The organism is Variovorax davisae, assembly GCF_030316845.1.
In the GTDB taxonomy this organism is placed as follows: domain Bacteria; phylum Pseudomonadota; class Gammaproteobacteria; order Burkholderiales; family Burkholderiaceae_C; genus Variovorax; species Variovorax davisae.
The window spans coordinates 82,838-99,916 of the sequence record NZ_JASZYS010000013.1; the positions used below are offsets into that span (position 1 = coordinate 82,838).

At 68.5% G+C, this 17,079-nt stretch carries 16 protein-coding genes; 8 read left to right on the plus strand and 8 right to left on the minus strand.

Annotated features, from left to right (window positions below; translation table 11 throughout):
- Positions 1–5: 5 nt before the first annotated feature.
- The gene (locus QTI33_RS26095; protein ID WP_286509273.1) at positions 6–524 is read right to left on the minus strand and encodes a phage tail protein; all 519 of its coding nucleotides are present in this window, start codon (positions 522–524) and stop codon (positions 6–8) included.
- 10 nt (positions 525–534) lie between these two features.
- On the minus strand, positions 535–2,088 hold the full coding sequence (locus QTI33_RS26100; protein WP_286509274.1) for a phage tail sheath C-terminal domain-containing protein: 1,554 nt from the start codon (positions 2,086–2,088) through the stop codon (positions 535–537).
- A 248-nt stretch (positions 2,089–2,336) separates the two neighbouring features.
- Between QTI33_RS26100 and QTI33_RS26105 the strand changes: the two genes are divergently transcribed.
- Positions 2,337–3,974 carry an eCIS core domain-containing protein gene (locus tag QTI33_RS26105; protein WP_286509275.1) on the plus strand — a complete coding sequence of 546 codons (1,638 nt, stop codon included), beginning with the start codon at positions 2,337–2,339 and terminating at the stop codon, positions 3,972–3,974.
- Between the two features lie 5 nt (positions 3,975–3,979).
- Here the strand turns inward: QTI33_RS26105 and QTI33_RS26110 are convergent, their stop codons facing one another.
- Positions 3,980–5,491 (minus strand): eCIS core domain-containing protein, encoded by a 1,512-nt coding sequence (locus QTI33_RS26110; RefSeq protein ID WP_286509276.1) that lies wholly within the window; start codon positions 5,489–5,491, stop codon positions 3,980–3,982.
- A 264-nt stretch (positions 5,492–5,755) separates the two neighbouring features.
- Here QTI33_RS26110 and QTI33_RS26115 point away from each other — a divergent pair, with 264 nt between their 5' ends.
- Entirely contained in the window at positions 5,756–7,624 is a 1,869-nt protein-coding gene (locus tag QTI33_RS26115) for an eCIS core domain-containing protein (RefSeq protein ID WP_286509277.1), read from the plus strand.
- Here QTI33_RS26115 and QTI33_RS26120 read toward each other — a convergent pair whose 3' ends face one another.
- The 4 genes from QTI33_RS26120 to QTI33_RS26135 are packed head-to-tail and all read right to left on the minus strand — an operon-like array spanning position 7,625 to position 9,796.
- Positions 7,625–8,209, minus strand: a complete 585-nt coding sequence (locus QTI33_RS26120; RefSeq protein ID WP_286509278.1) for a DNA-3-methyladenine glycosylase — start codon at positions 8,207–8,209, stop codon at positions 7,625–7,627.
- Positions 8,210–8,219: 10 nt separating this feature from the next.
- A complete protein-coding gene (locus QTI33_RS26125; RefSeq protein WP_286509279.1) occupies positions 8,220–8,510 on the minus strand; it encodes a DUF1330 domain-containing protein in 291 nt (96 codons plus the stop codon).
- 49 nt (positions 8,511–8,559) lie between these two features.
- Positions 8,560–8,982 carry a PaaI family thioesterase gene (locus tag QTI33_RS26130; RefSeq protein ID WP_286509280.1) on the minus strand — a complete coding sequence of 141 codons (423 nt, stop codon included), beginning with the start codon at positions 8,980–8,982 and terminating at the stop codon, positions 8,560–8,562.
- A 1-nt stretch (position 8,983) separates the two neighbouring features.
- Positions 8,984–9,796, minus strand: a complete 813-nt coding sequence (locus QTI33_RS26135; RefSeq protein WP_353506357.1) for an IclR family transcriptional regulator — start codon at positions 9,794–9,796, stop codon at positions 8,984–8,986.
- A gap of 149 nt (positions 9,797–9,945) precedes the next feature.
- Between QTI33_RS26135 and QTI33_RS26140 the strand changes: the two genes are divergently transcribed.
- The 5 genes from QTI33_RS26140 (at position 9,946) to QTI33_RS26160 (ending at position 15,648) form a co-directional block, all read left to right on the plus strand.
- The gene (locus QTI33_RS26140; RefSeq protein WP_286509282.1) at positions 9,946–11,505 is read left to right on the plus strand and encodes an acetate--CoA ligase; all 1,560 of its coding nucleotides are present in this window, start codon (positions 9,946–9,948) and stop codon (positions 11,503–11,505) included.
- 37 nt (positions 11,506–11,542) lie between these two features.
- The gene (locus QTI33_RS26145) at positions 11,543–12,682 is read left to right on the plus strand and encodes an FAS1-like dehydratase domain-containing protein (RefSeq protein WP_286509283.1); all 1,140 of its coding nucleotides are present in this window, start codon (positions 11,543–11,545) and stop codon (positions 12,680–12,682) included.
- Between the two features lie 77 nt (positions 12,683–12,759).
- Positions 12,760–13,920: a CaiB/BaiF CoA transferase family protein gene (locus QTI33_RS26150; RefSeq protein ID WP_286509284.1), complete on the plus strand. Its 1,161-nt coding sequence runs from the start codon at positions 12,760–12,762 to the stop codon at positions 13,918–13,920.
- A gap of 45 nt (positions 13,921–13,965) precedes the next feature.
- Positions 13,966–14,928 carry a Bug family tripartite tricarboxylate transporter substrate binding protein gene (locus tag QTI33_RS26155; RefSeq protein WP_286509285.1) on the plus strand — a complete coding sequence of 321 codons (963 nt, stop codon included), beginning with the start codon at positions 13,966–13,968 and terminating at the stop codon, positions 14,926–14,928.
- A 48-nt stretch (positions 14,929–14,976) separates the two neighbouring features.
- Positions 14,977–15,648 carry a TetR/AcrR family transcriptional regulator gene (locus QTI33_RS26160; protein ID WP_286509286.1) on the plus strand — a complete coding sequence of 224 codons (672 nt, stop codon included), beginning with the start codon at positions 14,977–14,979 and terminating at the stop codon, positions 15,646–15,648.
- Positions 15,649–15,653: 5 nt separating this feature from the next.
- Here QTI33_RS26160 and QTI33_RS26165 read toward each other — a convergent pair whose 3' ends face one another.
- Positions 15,654–16,235 (minus strand): nuclear transport factor 2 family protein, encoded by a 582-nt coding sequence (locus QTI33_RS26165; protein ID WP_286509287.1) that lies wholly within the window; start codon positions 16,233–16,235, stop codon positions 15,654–15,656.
- An 84-nt stretch (positions 16,236–16,319) separates the two neighbouring features.
- Here QTI33_RS26165 and QTI33_RS26170 point away from each other — a divergent pair, with 84 nt between their 5' ends.
- Positions 16,320–17,078 carry an SDR family NAD(P)-dependent oxidoreductase gene (locus QTI33_RS26170; RefSeq protein ID WP_286509288.1) on the plus strand — a complete coding sequence of 253 codons (759 nt, stop codon included), beginning with the start codon at positions 16,320–16,322 and terminating at the stop codon, positions 17,076–17,078.
- Position 17,079: the final 1 nt, after the last annotated feature.

Genomic DNA, 17,079 nt, shown 5'->3' on the forward strand with positions numbered 1-17,079 from the left:
CAGGCTCAGGCGTTGACGGTCGGCTCGGTCGGTTCGGTGACGGAGGTGTCGCGCGCCCAGCCCTCGTTCTCCAGCTTCAGGTGCTGGATGGCGATCGCGTTCGCGTTGGCATCGAGATCGGGCAGGGCCTGGAACTCGGACACCCAGCAGCGGTACACGTTGTAGGCAATCACCTTCTGGCCCGCTTCGTTGTAGACCTCGATGATGATGTCCTTGCGGAAATCCTTGAGCGAGACTTCCGCGCCGAGGCCGCCGCCGAAATTCCAGACCTTGCCGGCCCAGGTCTCGAACTCGGGGTCGTGCGTCACGCCGCGCTCCAGCGTGATGGCATCGAACTCGGTGCGCCCCGGCGATTTGTGCGAGCTGCTGGGATCGCCGCCGTCGCGGTGCTTGACCACTTCGGTCGTCTTCTTGAGCATGCCGACCTTGCTCACGCCCGCGACATAGCGGCCATCCCACTTGACCCTGAACTTGAAGTTCTTGTAGGGGTCGACGCGAAAGGTGTTGACGGTGAACTGGGCCATGGTCTTCTCCTCAGGCGGCGATCTGGCCGGCCAGTTGCTGCAGGCGGATCACGACGAACTCGGCGGGCTTGAGCGGCGCGAAGCCGACCAGGACGTTGACGATGCCGAGGTTGATGTCGTTCTGCGTCGTGGTCTCGCTGTCGCACTTGACGAAGTACGCGGCCGATGGCGTCTGCCCCTGGAAGGCGCCCTGTCGGAACAGGTTCTGCATGAAGGCGCCGACGTTGAGCCGGATCTGCGACCACAGCGGCTCGTCGTTGGGCTCGAACACGACCCACTGCGTGCCGCGGTACAGGCTCTCTTCGATGTAGAGAGCGAGCCGGCGCACCGGCAGGTACTTGTACTCGTCGGCCAGCAGGTCGGCGCCGCGCATGGTGCGCGAACCCCAGACCACGCGGCCCGAGACCGGGAACGAGCGCAGGCAGTTGATGCCGAGCGGATTCAGCACGCCGTTGTCGCCGTCGCTCAGGTTGGCCTGCAGGCCCTGCACGCCATTCAGCGCCGCATCGAGTCCGGCCGGTGCCTTCCAGACGCCGCGCGTGCCGTCGGTGCGCGCGATGATGCCGGCCACCACGCCGCAGGGCGCGAAGACATCGGACTGGCCGTTGAGCTGCGGGTCCGACTTGATCACGCGCGGGAAGAAGATCGCCGCATTGCGCGCCGCGTCGCCCGTCAGTCCCAGGCTGGCCACGCCGGTCGACGGGTCGGAGGCCTTGGCCGCCGCGGTTTCCTTGACCTGCCCCCAGGCGGCCAGCGGGTCGACCAGCAGCATGGCGCGGCGCGTCGCGCAGTAGGCCATCGCCGCCTGGTAGACGGCGGCGGCCGTATCGCCGCCGCGGGTGTCCGGCGGGATGCACATCAGGTTGAAGAGGTCGGCCTTGTCGAGCGCGAAGATGCCCGTCTTCAGGCTCGCGGAGCCGAGGTAGTCGGCATTCGCCAGATGGGCGCTGTCGACGCCGCCGGCCAGCGCGACGGTGCCCGGCTGGGGCCGCGTGGCCGGCGCGATCGGACGGCCGCTGCTGTCCAGCGCCACCTTGGCGAGCAGCGAGCTGCTGTCGAGCACCCGGGCCACGAAGCGCGGACTGGCCGCGCTGGAGGAGACGTTCAGGAACTTCTCCGTGGCGCCGCCGGCCTGGGTGATCGTGAGGTTGTAGAGCGTGGTGTCGGTCGGGTCGCGGGTCGCGTCGTCGACGATCGCCTTCAACGCATTGCCCCAGATGCCCGGGCTCGATGCCACGAGGTCCAGCGCCTCGCCGTTGGCGCCGCCCGTGAGCAGCGCCGCCGAGGCGGCGACGGCACCCGACTGCAGCCGCACGACGATCGCCTGGCTGCCGCCGTTGAGGTAGAAATCCTGCACCGCGTAGCTCAGCGGGTAGTCCATCTGCACGCCGCCGAACAGCCGCTCGAAGTCGCCGAAGCTGGTGATCAGCGCGGGCTCGCTCACCGGTCCCTGCGATGTCCTGCCGATGAATGCGGCGACCGAGGTCGCCACGCCGGTGATGGTGCGCACCCCGCTCGGCACCTCCTCGATGTAGACGCCGGGGGACAGCAGTGCGGAAGGCATGGTCGACACTCCTTGTTGCAAATCGACTCGACTCTCGGTCCTGGAGGCAGCGCCCCGAGCCAGGCCGATGGATCGATGCCCGAAGGGGAGCCGACAATACCCGCGGGAAACATGAACCGCAATAGACTGAGGGCCATAGGCATAGCGCCATGTTTGCACCTTCACTGGCCAGGCTTCGTTCGCCATCCGTTGCCGGATCGCCGATCCGGCGCAAATGTTCTTCCTGCGAAAAGGAAGAAGAGGGGATCGTGCGCCGCAAGGCTGCGACGCGCAGCGCGTTTCACGACAGCTTCGCGGCGCTGAAGGTCAGCACGCCCGCGGATGCGCAAGAGCGCGAAGCGGACCGTCGGGCCGAGCAGGTCACGCAGACCTCCGAGCCGCCCCGGTCGCGGTCGCAGGCTGGCCCCGGGCCGGCGCACGCACCGGCCGATGTGCAGCAGGTGCTCTCGTCGCCGGGTCGCGCGCTCGATGGCGCCACCCGTGCGTTCATGGAGCCGCGCTTCGGCTGCGACCTGTCCACGGTGCGGGTGCATGAAGACGCCGCGGCCGCGCGCAGCGCCGACGCGCTGCAGGCCGATGCCTACGCCGTCGGGCGCCACATCGTCTTCGGACCCCGGCAGTACGCGCCCGGGACCGGCGCCGGGCGCTGGCTGCTGGCGCACGAGCTGTCGCATGTCGTGCACGACGGCGCGGCGCAGCGCGTCCATCGACAGCCCAAGCGCGCCGCCCCGCCGCCGGTCGCGGGCGGCAACGTGCTCTACGTGGGAATGAACAACTACCGCGCGGAGGTCGCCAAGCTGGCCGCGCAATACACAGGCACCTCGGTCAAGATCACCAAGGTGACGCTCAGCGAGCACGAGGAAAAGACCACTGCCGGCGGCGCCACCTACGATCTGACGCAGGATGCCGGCATCAAGGCCTTCGTCGCCGCGCAATCGCTCGACGCCGCCAAGACCGCGGCACTCGAATCGCTGCTGAAGAGCCAGCGCAGTGCGGACCGCGACGACCTCGTCCATGTCGTCGCGGTCTATGCGGCCTGCCAAAAGGACGGCGTCGACCGCATGTCGCGCGTGGTGCTGTCGGGCCACAGCTACGGAACCAAGATCTACAACGAAGACGCCAAGGGCGCGATCCTCTTCGACGCCCTGGTCACGCTGGCGGGCATCTTCCCGAAGGCGGCGGCGCAGACCCGCCATCTGATCGTGCTGGCCTGCATGGCCGCCGAAGAATCGATCATCAAGAACGTCTACCTGAAGGCCTTCCCGAACCTGAAGACGGTCTCGGGCTGGACCTCGAGCTGCCCGAGCGGTCCGGGCGCGGCGTCCGCGCTCGGGCAGTGGGCCTCGCGCACGGACGCCGATCCCACCAAGCTGCCGGCGCCACCGCAAGGCCAGGCCAACTGGGCATTGGGCAATTTCCAGAGCGGCGACCCGGTCGACCCGGTGGCGCTGATGGCCGACCTGCGGGCCGACGACGCCAAGTTCACGGAGTATTTCGCGGGGAGGAAGGCCGACCCGAATTCCCACGCCGGGCCGTTGACGGACTACTACCATCGCGCCCGCAGCGCGGAGCAGCAGTCGGCCATCAGGGGCGCCGATCATGCCTACGCAGCGACCCACGCGGACCAGTCGTTCCGCCTGCGCTTCTGGCGTGGCATGGTGGCGGGCTTCTGGAAGAAATTCGGCGCCACGGTCGCCAAGGGCTACGGCCGGGCGAAGGTCCCCGCGTTCGCGACGATGTCGCGCAAGGACGCGCTCGCAGCCATCGCCAGCTTCGACGCCGACGCGGCCGGGTCGAGCGCCGACAAGGCCGAGGCGCGCAAGCTGCTCGACGGCCTGCGCACGCTGGACCCCGCCATCCTCAGCGACAACTGGTTCAACCCCTGAGCGCCTCAGGGCGGCACGTTGGCCGGGTCGAGGCTCTTGCGGGCCTCTATGCACTTGTTTCGTTCGGCACCGGCCGCAAAGGCCACGGCACAGACGTCTTCCGCCAGCAGCGGATTGTTGTTGTAGGCCATCTTGCTGTAGGCGTCGCGGGGACCGGCGGTCTTCTTCATCTGCTGCACGAACAGGCTCAGGCGCATCTCGAGCCGCATGCTGGACCGGCTCGAATGGCTTTCGATGTAGTCGTAGCGGTCGTCCAGGCCCAGCGCATGGTGGACCTCGTGCGACAGCGTCACCGGGCTCGAGGCCCAGTTGCCCGAGTTGGGCCATTCGCAGAACTTGACGGTGAACTCGAACACGTCCGGCCCCGACTTGTCGACGAACACGATGTCGACGTGGTAGCCCTTCGTGGTCATCGAGATCGATCGCTCGATCGCATCCTCGAGGCCCTTGATCCTGGACACTTCGTCCGGTGCGCCGTTGAGCTTGACCTTGATCTTGACGCGGATGTTCTTGGGATCGCTGCGGTCCACCTTGTACTTCTTGCCCTGCTCGCCGGTCCGCTCGACCATGTTCGTCGCCGAGGCCACCGAGAGCTCGTCGACGTCGCTGTAGGCGCCGCCCCAGATCGCCTCGGTCTTCAGGGCCTTGTCGACGACCTCGCGGTTCTGCTTGGCGACGTCCGGCGAGCAGCCGTAGCCCGATCCCGTCGAGGTGCCGACGAAGGGCGTCGCGATCGCCTTCAGCAGCTTGAAGAGATAGTACAGACGCTGCCCCTTGGCATCCCCGAGCGGCTTGGTGCGGGCCTGCGCGATGATCCAGGCCACGTTGCCCTTGGACACGCCGTCGAGCGCCTTGTATTCGGGCGCGGCGAGGATCTGGGTCTCGAAGGCGGTCGCCTCGGTCTTCCATTCGGCCTCGGTCTTGCGCTGCACCCGCGGCGCCGCGCGCCCCTGCTGCAGCGTGTGGACCAGCTCGTGCGCCAGCAGCAGCCGCCCGGCGTGGTGGTCCGGGTCGAACTTGCCGTGGCGGAAGTGGATGTGGTTGCCGATCGTGAAGGCCTGGGCGTTCAGCTGCCGCGCATGCGCGTTGTCCGCGTCGTCCGCATGGATGCGCACGGCCGAGAAGTCGGCGCCGAAGCGGCGCTCCATGAACTGGCGCGTGGCCGGCGGCAGGACGCGGCCGCCGCCGCTCGCGCCCAGGCCCTGCGCGAGCGACTCGGCGACGGCCTCGCCCGGCTCGGGAGATCGCTGCAGCAGCCCTTTTTCCTGCTCTTCCTCGCCCTCGCAGCGGGCGCATGCGCGGCTGATCCGCGGTGGCGTCCGCGTGAACGACAGGGCGTGGTCGGACGCACCCATGACCTGCTCGGCGATGCGGTCGGCTTCGTGCTCGAGCGGATCGTCGACCGACCCGATCGCGAGCTTGCGCTGGACGACCCCGTGCAGCGGCGCGGTCACCGGCCACGCCGTCCGGCTGGCGGATCTTCGGACCTGCTTCCTGGCGGTCTGCGGCGCGTACATGGATCGACCCCTTCCGCAACGAAGTGGCGGGCGACGAGAAGAGCGAGCGGGATCTTAGCCCCGGGCGTGCCGCTTGGGGATACGCCGAAGGGTGGAGGCCCGCGCGCCCCGCGCTTGCGAGGCCACGGGGATCAGGGCACCATCCGCGCCATGCATCGTGCAAGGCCCTTGTTCGATCCTCCGCGTCCGGCGGCCGCGAGGCCGTCCGGGCCGGTGCCGGGCGCGGCATCGGAAAGCGCGCAAGCCGTGGCCAGGCGCCATGCCTTGCCTCGCTCCGGGCACAGCTTCAGCGATGTCCGCATCCATGCGGGCGGGCCGGTGCAGGCGCACGGCGACCCACTCGAAGCCGAGGCCGAGCGCACGGCCGAGCGGATCCTGGCGGGTCCGCCCGCGGGTCGTCGCGCCGTGCCGCGCATCGCCCCCGCCGGCCAGCGCCCCGAAGCGCCGGGCGAGTTGCCCGCCAGCGTGCATCGGGTTCTGCAGCAGGCCGGAAGCCCGATCGCGCCCGGCCTGCGGCGCGACATGGAAAGGCGCTTCGATGCCGACTTCTCGTCCGTGCGGATCCACGCCGGGCCGGCGGCCGAGCAATCGGCGAGCGAGGTCGACGCGGAGGCCTACACGGTGGGCCGCAACATCGTGTTCGGCGCCGGCCGGCGCGCGGACGCCGCCGGCGACGGGCTTCGATTGCTGGCCCATGAGCTGACCCACGTCGTCCAGCAGCGCGGTGCCTCCGCCGCGCCGGTTCGACTGCAGCGCCGGGCGCGCGATCCCGACGAGGCGGCCGCGATCACCAAGGAGGAGACAACGCTCGCGGCGCTCGCCAAGCGGGCCCTGGCCTCGGGCAAGCCGGAGTTCGCCGTGCACGAGGTCGTCTGGCGGCTCATCACTGCCTACGGGCTCGACATGCATTTCGAACTGAACGGCAGCCGCTACGACAAGGGCCGCAAGGGCGTCTTCGTCGACTTCAAGGGCAGCGGGCCCAGGACCACCGGAACCATCGTCGCCGGCGACGATGCGCTCAAGCGGGTCGCCAAGGGCGACGCCCCGGCGCTGGCCAAGGAGATCGAGGCGCAGATCGGGCGTGTGGGCAGGGCGCGCGGCGCCATCGACTACGTCTTCATCATGGGCAAGGACGCCAGGAAGAGCGACAACAAGTTCTATGCCGAAGCAAAGAAGTTCTTCAAGGCCGAGTATGCGGGCGCGACGATGGTGGAGGACGTGCGCGACCTCGACGGCATCAACCAGCGCATCAACGACGGCGGCAAGCCGGTGGCGAACCTGATCATCGTCTCGCATGCGCACCCCGACGGCACCCTGCAGTTCTCGCTCGATGCCAAGGATGCGACGCCGGGCCGGGTGGAGTACGCCGAGCTCAAGAAGGCCAACCAGGCCGGTGGCATCACCCCGCCGCAGCCCGACCTGGTCGGCTTCTGGACCAACGTGCTGATCAGGGGCTGCAACCTCGGGCGCAGCGAGGAGATGCTGGGCGAGGTGCGCACCGCCTTCGGCGGCAGTGCGCGGGTGATCGCGCCGACCCATGGGCAGCGCTATGGCGGCGGCACCGAATCGCTGGCCGATCCGTTCTACGAGGAGCCCGGCGCCAGCAAGCTGTCCGACGAGGACGCCTTCAAGCGGATGAAGGCCAAGCCCGAATACGCCTTCGTCAGCGACTGGGCGGCGATGCGCAAGAAGCTCCGGCGCACCACCGACCAGAGCCAGGAGGTCGCGTTCGATGGCGTCTTTCCGCCCAAGGGCCGGGAAATGGACCTGCTCAGGTCGCAGGCGAAGCAGCTCAACGCCCGGGACTTCACGTTCGGCGCCAGCCGCCGCGTGGGCAAGGACACGGTGTTCACGTTCACGCCGAAGGACGAATTCAAGAACGGGCCGGTCGACATCACGATCGAAAGCCCGCCCACCGACAGCGAGGCGATCGCGCTGGCGAAGCAGAACATCGCGCGCCCGTCGGCCTACACCTTCACGGTCCGGAGGAACCAGTCCGGGCTGAAACTGAAGGTGGTGGTCGATGTCGTGCGCACCGAATGGGAGCTGCATCACGCCGAGATCCGCAAGGGCGGCAAGGGCTTCGACCCGAGGCTGGGGTCGAAGCCCTGGTACGGTGACACTGACGATTGATCAGTTCGGCGGCCGGAACGGCTTGCTCAGGTAGCGCGAGCCTTTCTCGCCGAAGCGCCAGGGCAGCTCGATCGCCTTCGAGATGCCGATCCGCGGCCCGACCTCGACCTCCAGCGGCGGTTGGTCGCCGGCGCGGTCCAGCAGGCGAAAGGGGGGCGCGTCCAGCGCCTTGCCGTTGTAGCTGTCGTCGACGCCGAGCGCCTGGCCGACCCGCCCGGGACCGGCACACAGCAGCCGCAGGTCCTCGAGGCCGCGCCGTTCGCGCATGCGCGCCAGGCCGTGGGTCGGCTCCAGCGCGCGGATCAGCACCCCGGCGCCGTGCCCGGCCTCGCGGCAGACGAAGTTCAGGCACCAGTGGATGCCGTAGGAGCGGTAGACGTAGGCGTGGCCCGGGGGGCCGAACAGCGCGGCGTTGCGCGGCCGCGGGCCATTGAAGCTGTGGGCCGCCGGCTCGGTGCTGTCGTAGGCCTCGGTCTCGACGATGCGCCCGCCGACCCCATCGATCAGCAGCGTGACGCCGATCAGCCGGCGCGCCACCTCCTGCGAAGGCCCTTCGAAGCCGATCGACCGGGCGAGCGCATGCACCCGCCCGCGCTCAGACCCCTTCGACGACCCGGAGATCGCGCTCGGCGCCATCGCCCAGCGCGGCGAGCGCGGCCTGGTAGTCGGGACTGTCGTGCGTGGCCGTGGCCTGTTCGATGCTGTCGAACTCGATCAGCACGGTGCGCTGGGCCAGGCCGGCCTCGTAGACCTTGGCCGGCAGGCCGCGTGCCAGGAAGCGTCCGCCGCCGGCCGTGATGGCGGGGCCGGCCAGCTTCGCATAGGCCGCCAGTTTGTCGGCGTCCTTGACGGCACGGTAGGCGCTGATCCAGTAGGCTTTCGGCATGGTGATCTCTCTTGTTTCGGAGCCGGAAATATAGCTTGCGCCCAAAGACCTAGCCAACGATCTTCTGCACGCTCGATCCCCGCAGAAGTTCCGTCTTCTCCGACGCGATCGTGCCATCGACGAACACCAGCGTCTTGGTTGCCCTGGCGACCTGGCCGCGCGCTTCCAGGAACTGGCCTGCGCGCCCGGCGGCGAGGAACTGCGTGTTGAGCTGGACCGTCACGCAGGCACGCCGGCCGGCAGCCTCCCAGGCGACGGCGCTCACGACGTGGTCGAAGAGTGCACAGAGCGCGCCCCCGTGCACGAATCCAGCCGGGTTCAGATGCGCGTCGGTCGCGAGAACGCCGTAGGCCCAGCCGTCGTTCTCCTTGCGGGTCCAGAGTGGGCCGAAGCGGTCCGCAAAGCCGGCGAGCGCACGTTGCTTCCAGCCGGCCGCCTGCAAGGCTTCCATGCGTTCAGTCAAGTCGTTCATTTCATTGTGCCAATGCGGTGGCTTCGACCTGCATGCCGGCGGCGAGGGACCGCAAGGTCGATGCGGTCAAGGTGTCCGCCAGGCCCAGCGCGGCCAGCGCGTGGGTGATGCGGCGCTGCGAATCGAGAATGGGAACCGCCAGCACGCAGATGCCGTTGATGTAGTTGCCGCGATCGACGGCAAAGCCCTTTTGCTCCACCGACTTCACTTCCTTCAGCCAGGTGTCGAAGGAAGGCGGGTTCTCCCAGGTCAATGACTTGAAGCTGCGGCGCAGTTCGCTGTCGCTCAGGCCGGCATGGTGGGCGACCAGCCGGCCGGTCGCGCTGGTGAGGGCGGGCACCCTGCTGCCGACTTCCACATAAAGGCGAAACGGCCCCTTCGACCGCGCCAGGGCCAGCACCACCAGGTCGTCGAGGCCCGAGACCTTCATGCCGATGGTGGTGACGTTCCAGCGCTCGGCGATCCGGTCGAGCGCGCCTTGCACGCGGGCAGGGAAGGGATTGTTCTCGACCACGCTGCGCGCGAGGGACAGCACGCCGACGTCGAGGCTGTAGCGCTTGCTGCCCGGTTCGAGCTTGACCATGCCTTCGTCGACCAGGACGCGAAGGATGTGGAGGCAGGTGCTCGTCACCAGATCGAGGCCCTCCGAGATCGTCTTGAGCGTCATCGGCTCGGGGCTTCCTGCCAGCAAGCGAAGGATGGACAGGGCGCGCGAGACAGCGGGCACGGGACGAACGCGGGGGCCCTTGGCGGACGGAGAAGCGGGTGCTGCGACAGGCATGGGGAAGGGCGGAACACTGGGTTGGCGAAGCATACGACGCTTTGAGAAGGGGCCACCGGGCCACGCCGCGTGCAGTGCCCGAAGCCCCGTCCATAATTGTCTATATACAATTCATAGACGCTATTGACAATTACAACGCGGACGCGCAAAGTTGCTCCATCACGAGACAACGAGAGACAGCGATGACCCAACTGACGCAGTTCACTTCCTATGCGGATGCGCAATCGCACTGCAGCAGCGCCGGCCTGTGGGCGCTGTTCGATGGCGATGCCCAGCGCATGAACATCGCGCACGAGTGCATCGATCGCCACGTCGATGGCGACAACGCGGCGGTGATCCTGGTCCGGGCCGACGGCGAGGACCAGACCCTGAGCTTCCGGCAGATTTCCGAGGGCTCGTCGCGCTTCGCCCACTTCCTGGTCGCGCAGGGAATCCAGCCGGGCGACCGCGTGGCCGTGATGCTCGAGCCGTCGCTGGCGTTCTATGTCGCGATCTTCGGCGCCATGAAGGCGGGGGCCATCGCGGTCCCGCTGTTCACGCTGTTCGGTCCGGACGGCATCCGGCTGCGGGTGCAGGACTGCCAACCGAAGCTGCTCGTGACGAACCACGAGAAGGCCGAAGTCGTGCCGGCGTCCGCAGGCCTGCAGCTGACCGTCGCCGATGAAGCCTTCGTCGCGTCGCTCGATCGCTTCCCGGCGCATTTCGAAGTCGCGACCCGGGCCGACGACCTCGCCATCTTCCAGTACACCTCCGGCACCACCCGGGAGCTGCCGGATGCCGTCAAGCACACCCACCGGGCCATCGTCACGCTGATGCTCGCGGCGCTCTACGGGACCGGCGTGCGGCCGGGCGACCGCTTCATGTGCCCTTCGTCACCGGCCTGGGGGCATGGCCTCTGGCACGGCACGCTGGCGCCGCTGGCCATGGGGGTCACGATCGGCGCCTATGCGGGTCGCTTCAGCGGCGAGCGGCTGCTGCAGGCGCTGGCGTCGCATCGCTTCAACAACCTGTCGGCGGCTGCGACCCACTACCGGATGATGCGCAACTCGGGCGCCGCGGCGAAGCATCGCTACGCCCTCGACAAGGTGTCGTTCACCGGCGAGCCGATCGACAGCGAGACCGCCGCCTTCATCGAGGCCAGCTTCGGCCACAAGGCCTGCAGCATGTACGGCACGACCGAGATCGGCGTCTGCCTGGTGTCCTATCCCGGCGCGCCGGACTTCCCCGTCAAGTCGGGTTCGCTCGGCAAGCCCATTCCGGGCCTGCGCGTCGAAGTGCAGGACGTCGACGGCCGCCCTTGCGCGCCCGGCGTCGTCGGCGAACTGAAGCTGTGGCGCCGCGGCGAATGGATCGCCACCAAGGACCTCGGCCGCATCGACGCCGACGGCTACTTCTGGCACGGTGGCCGGGCCGACGACGTGATCATCTCGGCCGGCTGGACCATCGGTGCGGTGGAGGTCGAGGACGCGATCCTCAAGCACCCCGACGTCAAGGAGGCGGCCGCCATCGGCGTGCCCGATGCGCTGCGCGGACTGGTCGTGAAGGCCTTCGTCGTCTCGGACCGCCCCGCCGGCGAGACCTTCATCGAAGAGATCCAGGACGCGGTCCGCACCCGCCTGAGCCAGCACGAGTACCCGCGGCAGGTGGCGTTCGTCGCCGAACTGCCGAAGACGCCGGCCGGAAAGATCCACCGCAAGAAGCTGCGCGAGCAAGAGGCCGCCGCCGCATCGACCCCTTCCTGATCCACCCCTCAGACCCTTTCAATCAACAGGAGACGGCATGTCCACCACCAGCGAAAGAAGCTTCCCGAAGATCACCGACAACGGCCTGGACGAATTGCGCGAGCGCATCGGCCAGAAGATCGGCGCCACCGCCGAGCCGTGGTGCTACGAGGCGACACGCGACAACATCCGGCACTACGCGCACGGCATCGGCGACGACAACCCCCTGTGGTGCGACCCCGACTATGCGGCGAAATCGAAGTACGGCGGCCTCGTCGCCCTGCCGAGCTTCCTGTTCTCCACCAGCCGGATCGTGTCCGGCTACGTCGGCGGCCTGCCGGGCGTTCACGCCATGTGGTCGGGCGCTGACTGGGAATGGCACAAGCCGGTGCACCGCAACGACACCATCCGGACCGAGGCCTACCTGAAGGACCTGGTCGAGCACCAGACCCGCTTCGCCGGCCGCGCCGTCCAGCAGACCTATCACGTCGACTTCTTCAACCAGGAAGGCGACAAGGTGGCCGAGGCCGACAGCTGGTGCTTCCGCACCGAGCGCGACCACGCCCGCGAGCAAGGCAGCAAGTACAAGGAGGTGCGGGCCCGGGCGCCGCGACGCTACACGGCCGAGGAGATCCAGGAGGCCTACAAGCTCTACGCCAAGGAAGAAGTGCGCGGCGCCACGCCCCGCTACTGGGAAGACGTGAAGGAAGGCGAGGCGCTGCCGGTGATGTTCAAGGGCCCGATGACCGTGACCGGATTCATCGCCTATGCGCAGGGTTGGGGCGGCCTGTACATCCGTGCCAACAAGCTGGCGTGGAAGCTGATCGACGCCCACCCCGGCGTCGGCATCACCAACCGCTTCGGCATCCCGGACGTGCCGGAACGGGTCCACTGGGAAGAGGACTTCGCGCTCGAGGTCGGTGCGCCCGGCGCCTACGACTACGGCCCGGAGCGCACCTCGTGGCTCACGCATCACCTGACCAACTGGATGGGCGACGATGGCTTCCTGCGCAAGGCGCATTGCAAGATCCGCCGCCACAACCCCGAGGGCGACATGCTGTTCATCAAGGGCTTCGTGAAGCGCAAGTTCGTCGAGAACGGGCGCCACCTGGTGGAGATCTCCCAGGAGGCCCACAACCAGGACGACGAGCTGTCGGTGATCGGCTCGGGCATCGTGGAACTGCCCACGCGCGGTTGAGTCGCCTCGCCCCCCGCCGGGGGGCGCGGGCCGGGTGGCCAAACGGCATCGCTGCGGCGATGCCTCTCGGATCAGCTATGCCAAATATTCCAGAGCGAAGTGCCAGCGGGCACGGGGCGCTAGCCGGGCTGCGGGTCATCGACCTGTCCCGGGTGCTGGCCGGGCCCTTGTGCACCCAGATGCTGGCCGATCATGGCGCCGACGTGATCAAGGTCGAGCCGCCGTCGGGCGACGAGACCCGCACGCTCGGGCCGCCGTTCAACGACGACGGCGATGCGGCCTACTTCACGGCGGTCAATCGGGGCAAGCGCGGCATCGCGCTGAACCTCGCGGTTCCTCAGGGCCGGGAGACGCTGATGCGGCTGCTCGAGGGTGCCGACGTGCTGGTCGAGAACTTCATTCCCGGCACCATGCAGCGCTGGGGGCTGGACTTCGAGGACGAGCTGAAGCCGCGTTTCCCCGGCCTCATCTACTGCTCGATCTCCGGCTTCGGCGCCGATGGTCCGCTGGGCGGCCTGCCGGGCTACGACGCCGTGCTGCAAGCCATGTGCGGCCTCATGAGCATCAATGGCGAGCCCGCGTCGGGCCCGACCCGCATGGGCATTCCGATCGTCGACCACCTGACAGGCTACACCGCGCTGACCGGCATCCTGCTGGCGCTGCATCACCGCGACCGGACCGGCCTCGGGCAACGCGTCGAGGCGACGCTGTTCGATACCGCATTGAGCCTGCTGGTGCCCCATGCCGCCAACTGGATGCATTCGGACCGGGTGCCTGGCCTGCTGGGCAGCGCGCATCCGAACATCGCGCCCTACGACAGGTTCCACTGCCAGGATGGACAGGTCTTTCTCGGCATCGTCAACGACCGCCAGTTCGCCAAGTTCTGCACCGTGATGGAACTGCAGTCGCTCGCGAGCGACCCGCGTTTCGCGGTCAATGCCGCGCGGCTGGCGCATCGCGACGAACTGCGCCAGCAGATCGAGGCCGCCCTCGCCGGGTGGCGGCGCGAAGACCTGTGCAGCGCCCTGATGCGCGTCGGCGTCCCGGTCGGACCGGTGCACACGGTGCCCGAAGCGTTCGCGCAGGCCCATGCGTCGCATCGGGGCATGAGCGTGCGCAGCGAGGGCTACCGGGGCATCGGTGTCCCGGTGCGCCTGTCGCGAACACCGGGCCGGCCGGGCCGAGCGCCGCCGCGGCTGGGCCAGCACGCGCAAGAGCTTCTAGGCGAGGCGCCCTGAACGGCAGTCGTCGCACCACCTATAAATAGCAACGGAGACAACGTCATGAATCGGATCCTCGGCCTCTTGATCGCGCTGGTCGCGCTCTGGACCTCTTCCATCGTCTCGGCGCAGGGCTATCCCACCAAGCCCATACGGGTCATCGTCCCCTACCAGGCAGGGCAGGGGACGGATGTGGCGACGCGCTACCTGGCCGAGCAGCTGGGCCGGGCGCTGGGGCAAGCGCTGGTGATCGAAAACCGCGCCGGCGCCGGCGGCAACATCGGCGCCGCCGAAGTGGCACGCGCCGCGCCCGACGGCTACACGCTGCTCATGGGAACCAACGGCACCCACGTGCTCAACCAGTTCCTCTATCCGTCGATGCCCTTCGACCCGGAGAAGGACTTCGAGGCGGTGGCGCTGGTCAGCACCTTTCCGATGGTGGTCCTCGCCAACCCGAATGCGCCCTACAAGAACATGGCCGACCTGCTGGCGGACGCCAAGGCGCGGCCCGATGCGGTCAACGTCGGCCTGCCGAGCACGACGTCGCGGCTGGTGCAGGAACTGATCCAGAAACAGAGCGGCATCGTCATGCGCTCCGTGCCCTACAAGGGGTCCGGCACCTCCATGACCGATCTCATGGGCGGGCAGGTGCTGGTCGCCATCGACACGGCGAGCGCGGCACGGCCCTTCGTCGCCAGCGGCAAGCTGAAGGCGCTGGCGGTGACCTCGCTCAAGGACTCGGCCCTGCTGCCGGGCACGCCGCCGGTGGCCGGCGAGGGGCTGGAGGGCTTCCAGGTCATCGCCTGGAACGGGCTCTATGCGCCGCATGGGACGCCCGCCGCCATCGTCCAGAAGCTGAATGCCGAGATCGCCAAGATCCTGGCGCTGCCGGAAGCGCGGCAGCGTCTCCTGGAACTGGGCCACGAAGCCGCCGGCGGATCGCCCGACAGCCTGGCGCGCTTCGCGCGCACCGAACGGGAGAAGTGGGGGCCTCTGGTGAAGAGTGCCGGCATGAAACTGGAGTAGCAGGCGCGGGGCCATGAAGTATATTCACGGCCATCAACGAGGGCATGGATGGCAACCGACAGAGCAGCACGGACGAAGGCGGGCGCAAGCGCCACGGTCGAGGACCGCCCGACCCAGCTGATCGAGATCGCATCCCGCCTCTTCGCCACCCACGGCTACGCCGGCACCTCGCTGCGCGACATCGCCGAGCAAGCCCACATCACCAAGGCCGCGCTCTACTACCACTTCCCCAACAAGGAAGCGCTCTACGAGCAGATCGTGGTCGACAACCTCCAGGCATTGATCGACCGCGTGAGCGACGCGGTGGAGCGGGCCGATGGCGCGACCGAGCAGGTGCGCGCCTTCATGCTGACCGCGGCCGACGTCTTCGCGGAAGCGCCCGACGCCTGGATCGCCGGCTCCAACGTCTTCTGGTCCAGCATGGGGCCGCAGATCCGCGAAGCGGCGGTCGGCCGGCGCGACAGGTTCGAGAAGCTGCTGCGCGCCTGCATCGCCAGCGGCGTGGCCGCGGGCGAGTTTCGCGAGGTCGACGCGGCGACGGCGGGGCGCCTGCTGCTGTCGACGCTCAACCAGATGACGCGCTGGATCAAGCCGGACGGGCGGCTGAAGCCGCGCCAGGTGATCGAGCAGTATCTCGACATCATCCTGGTCGGCATGAAGGCGCCGCCGTCGGCCAAGGGCGCGAAGGCCGCGAGCCGCAAGGCAACGCCCAAGCCCTGAGGCGTTCAGAGCGCTCTCGCTGACCCGGGTTCGTCCTGGCTGCCTGGTTGCTGCATGGCAGCCAGCAGCGCATGGACCGGATCGTCGCCCCGCACGCCACCGATCGGCTGCCGCGGACCGAAGCGCTCCGCCTCGGCGCCCTCGGGCGTGCCCAGCGGCCGCACCCAGTCGTACACCACCGTGCGTTGCGCGATGCGCCACTCCTCGCCGCGCTTCTCGAAGCGGTCGAGGTAGCGGCCGGCCAGGAAGACCTCGCGCGCCGTGCCCTGGGCATCGCGGTCGCGCTGCAGCGCCGTGAAGTAGGTCTCCACCGCGGCCTGGTTGCCGCGCAGGGTGATCGACAGGTTGGCGACGTTGTGCACCGAACGCTCGCCCTGGGTGCGCAGCTTCTCCAGCGCCCAGTCGATGAAACCCGCCGCGCTGCCCTGGTAGGGCCCGTGGCGGTCGGTGGCGTCCGGCCAGTAGGCACTGCGCAGGGCCGCTTCGTCCTGGCGGTCGATGCCGCGGCAATAGCGAAACATGCATTCGCGGATCGCCTCGCGGTCCATCAGCGCGACCACGCTGGCGTACATCTGGTGACTGTCCATAGGGTATCTCCTGATCAAAAGGGGCTTCATCAACTTACTAACCGGCCGGTAGAATTTTCCACACACAGAGCACGGAAGACAAGCATGGAATCACGCATGGAAGGCAAGGTGGCCCTGGTGACGGGCGGCGCCCAAGGCATCGGGCGCGCCATCTGCGAGCGCTTCGCCGCCGAGGGCGCGATCGTCGCGGTGCTCGACATCAAGGCCGAGAATGCCGAGCGCGCCGCGCAGGCGATCCGCGAGCAGGGCGGGCAGGCCGTGGCCTGTGCCGGCAACGTGGCCGAGCGTGCCACCTTCGAGTCGGCGGTCGACATGCTCGAAAGTGCATACGGCCGGCTCGACGTGCTGGTCAACAACGCCATCTGGGTGCGCTACGGCCCGATCGACGCGATCACGCCAGAGGTGCTCGACCGCATGGTCGCGACCGGCTTCAAGTCGGTGGTCTGGGGCACGCAGGTCGCGGCGGGCCTGATGGCCAAGGGCCGTGGCGGCTCGATCATCAACATCGCCTCGGCGGCCGGCTTCCTCGGCATGCCCAACGGCTTCATCTATTGCGGCGTCAAGGCTGGCGTGCTGGGCCTGACGCGGGCCTCGGCGGTCGAACTCGGGCCGAAGAAGATCCGCGTCAACGCCATCGCGCCCGGCACCATCATGACCGAGGGCGTGAGCATCAACGTCGACGAAGCCGGCATGGCGAAGCGCATCGCGCGCACGCCGGTCGGACGCCTGGGCCAGGTCGAGGACATCGCCAATGCCGCGGTGTTCCTGGCCGGCGACGACAGCGGCTTCATGACCGGCGAATCGATGCTGATCGACGGCGGCGTGACGCACGCCTTCCTCTGAC